The sequence below is a fragment of the Synechococcus sp. R8-2 genome (assembly GCF_047461715.1).
Lineage (GTDB): Bacteria > Cyanobacteriota > Cyanobacteriia > Thermostichales > Thermostichaceae > Thermostichus.
This window is the reverse complement of record NZ_JANSHQ010000587.1, coordinates 1-2,304: the sequence shown is the minus strand read 5'-3', so window position 1 is coordinate 2,304 and position 2,304 is coordinate 1. Positions and strand designations below refer to the sequence as shown.

Here is a 2,304-nt window from a genome sequence, read left to right as displayed (position 1 = left end):
TATTGACTAGAGTCATGCTCTATCTAACTACTGGAGATCCCATGGTTTACCGCGCTGTTTTCTGGGGATTAGCTGGGATGGCTTTGGCTTTCTCTCTCGCTTTCCTTGAGGAGGCTAACGCTCAAACCTCGCTGACTGGCATCAACCGTGACAGCGTACTGCAACTGAACCTTGGGTCGGGACGCAGCCTCCCTCGGGTACCTGTGGGCGGTTCAGGTTCTGAGGAGGGCCGGGATCCTGCTGCTCCTTCGGCGCAAATGTGGGCAGAGTGGCATATTCGCGCCAATGTCTGTACCGGAAACCTATCCACAGAAGAACTGGCGGAGCTGTTTCCATTGGTGAATCAAGCTCTAGTGGATGCCGTTTGCCGGGGAGGAAGTTAAAGGTTGCCCAGGCTGGCGGTAAGGTGAAGAAGGAGCCTCTAGGTCGCTGCTGCATGGATTTTGAGAAACTTTTGGAGGAATGGGTTGCAGCCTTTGCCCAAGTGGCCGAAGAAAGTTTGGCCTCTTTGGAGACTGCCCTGATGGAGCTAGCAGAGCACTTGGCTGTGCCTTTACAGGAAACCCTTAGGCAGTGGGAAGCCCTCTGGAATCTGGAGGAGGAAGTGGAGCTGGAGCCTGAGCCAGAACCCTTTGAGGAAACCCTCAACCCTTCTGGCGAATCTTTCACCACCAGTCGTTTCTTCGTCAGCCCGATAGGATTTGGGGGTGTGGTTGTTTACACTTACGTGGCTTCGCCGCCAGAATACATCGGGGATCCCACCTGCCGCTACAATGCCCATTCTCCAGAGTTGCGCTGTGCCGTCAACCCCTGCGGCCCCTGTGAGGGCTGTCCCCACTATGAGCCCCGGAATGAGCCCCGATGAAGGGTGACCGCCTGATTGTTGCGCTGGATACCTCTTCTCAAGAGCAGGCTTTGAAGTGGGTGGACTCTTTGCCGCAGGTGCTGTGGTGGAAGGTGGGCCTGGAGTTGTTCACTGCTGCGGGTTTTTCCGTTCTGCAGGCTCTCAAGGAAAGGGGCAAGCGCATTTTTCTGGATTTGAAGCTGCACGACATTCCCCACACCGTGGGGAGGGCTACGGAGGTGGCCGTCAGCTATGGAGTGGATCTGCTCACCGTCCATGCTGCCGGCGGCAGTGCCATGTTGCGGGCAGCCGTGGCAGCTGCCCAGGGCAGTCCTTGTCGGCTATTGGCGGTTACCCTCTTAACCAGCATCAGCCCCCCGCAGGTGCGACAGGAACTGGGCATCGAGATGGATCCCGCCGACTATGTGTTGCATTTGGCCCGGCTGGCTCAAGCTCAAGGCTTTACTGGACTGGTTTGCTCTCCTCAGGAGGTCTCGCGGTTGCGCCAAGCTTTGGGGCCGGAGGTTTTGCTGGTTACTCCCGGGATCCGTCTGGGCCAAGCCAAGGCGGGGGATGGAGAGGAGGATCAACAGCGCATCTGCACGCCCGACGAAGCTCTGCGGGCAGGAGCCGATTATCTGGTGGTGGGCCGCCCCATCACCGCTTCTCCCGATCCCGTGGCCGCCTTGCGGCGCTTCCAAGCCTCATGGGATGCTGCCGGGTGAGGGTGTGGGGAGATGCCCGATGTTATTGGGGTAGTTCTGTAATGCAACGACGCCGTAGGCTTGTGCAGTGGATCCCTGAAAAAAGGCCGGCTGGATCCGGCAGGAGATGTTGGCTAGGAGTCGGTTTGTCGGTGGTTTTGGGCCTGGTCAGCACTCCTGGGCGCGTTAGGGGTGCGGAGCATTTCGTTCCGGCAAGAGGGGAAACTTGCCTGGCTGCTCCTCAGGTTTGGGCTGAGGCTCTAACGGAGCAGTTGCCTTTGTTTCTCAATCTGGCCTTGAGCCGCTCCCGCTCTGAGTTTCAGGTTGTGCTGGTGGGGAAGCCGGAGGTTGAAATGCTCTCTCCAGGGTCTCCGGCCCGCTTACGCCAACAGGAGCTGGCTCCGGTTTTGCCGGACACCGCAACTGCTGTTTCGCCAGAAGCTTTTCGGCTGTATTTCACCACGCTGGAGCGCCGCTTGGTCTTGCCCCAACACCCCCAAAAGGAGGGCAACTCCTTGGCCGGTCGGCGCAGCGAAACTCTGCAACTGGCCTACGAGGCTTATGTCCTGCGGGCTAACCCTGGGGATCCCTGGCGGTTGGTGCGTCTGCAGGTAACCGGATCGGGGATCCCCATTCGCGATGTAACGAATGGACTCACTGCCCAGGCCATCCGCCGCTGGCAACAGTCGGGTTGCCCCTTGACGGGCGATCTAGAGTTGACTAGACCTTCTCTCTAGCGGCGCGGAGCGCTTTGCG

Annotated in this window: 3 protein-coding genes; all 3 read left to right on the top strand. The window is 59.0% G+C overall.

Annotated elements, in window-relative coordinates; translation table 11 throughout:
* Positions 1-436: 436 nt before the first annotated feature.
* A complete protein-coding gene (locus NW819_RS12810; RefSeq protein WP_369791761.1) occupies positions 437-865 on the top strand; it encodes a DUF6464 family protein in 429 nt (142 codons plus the stop codon).
* Positions 862-1,569, top strand: a complete 708-nt coding sequence (gene pyrF, locus NW819_RS12805) for an orotidine-5'-phosphate decarboxylase (RefSeq protein WP_414344489.1) — start codon at positions 862-864, stop codon at positions 1,567-1,569. The genes NW819_RS12810 and pyrF overlap by 4 nt, the downstream gene beginning before the upstream one ends.
* A gap of 131 nt (positions 1,570-1,700) precedes the next feature.
* Positions 1,701-2,285 carry a hypothetical protein gene (locus tag NW819_RS12800; RefSeq protein WP_414390758.1) on the top strand — a complete coding sequence of 195 codons (585 nt, stop codon included), beginning with the start codon at positions 1,701-1,703 and terminating at the stop codon, positions 2,283-2,285.
* Positions 2,286-2,304 lie beyond the last annotated feature (19 nt).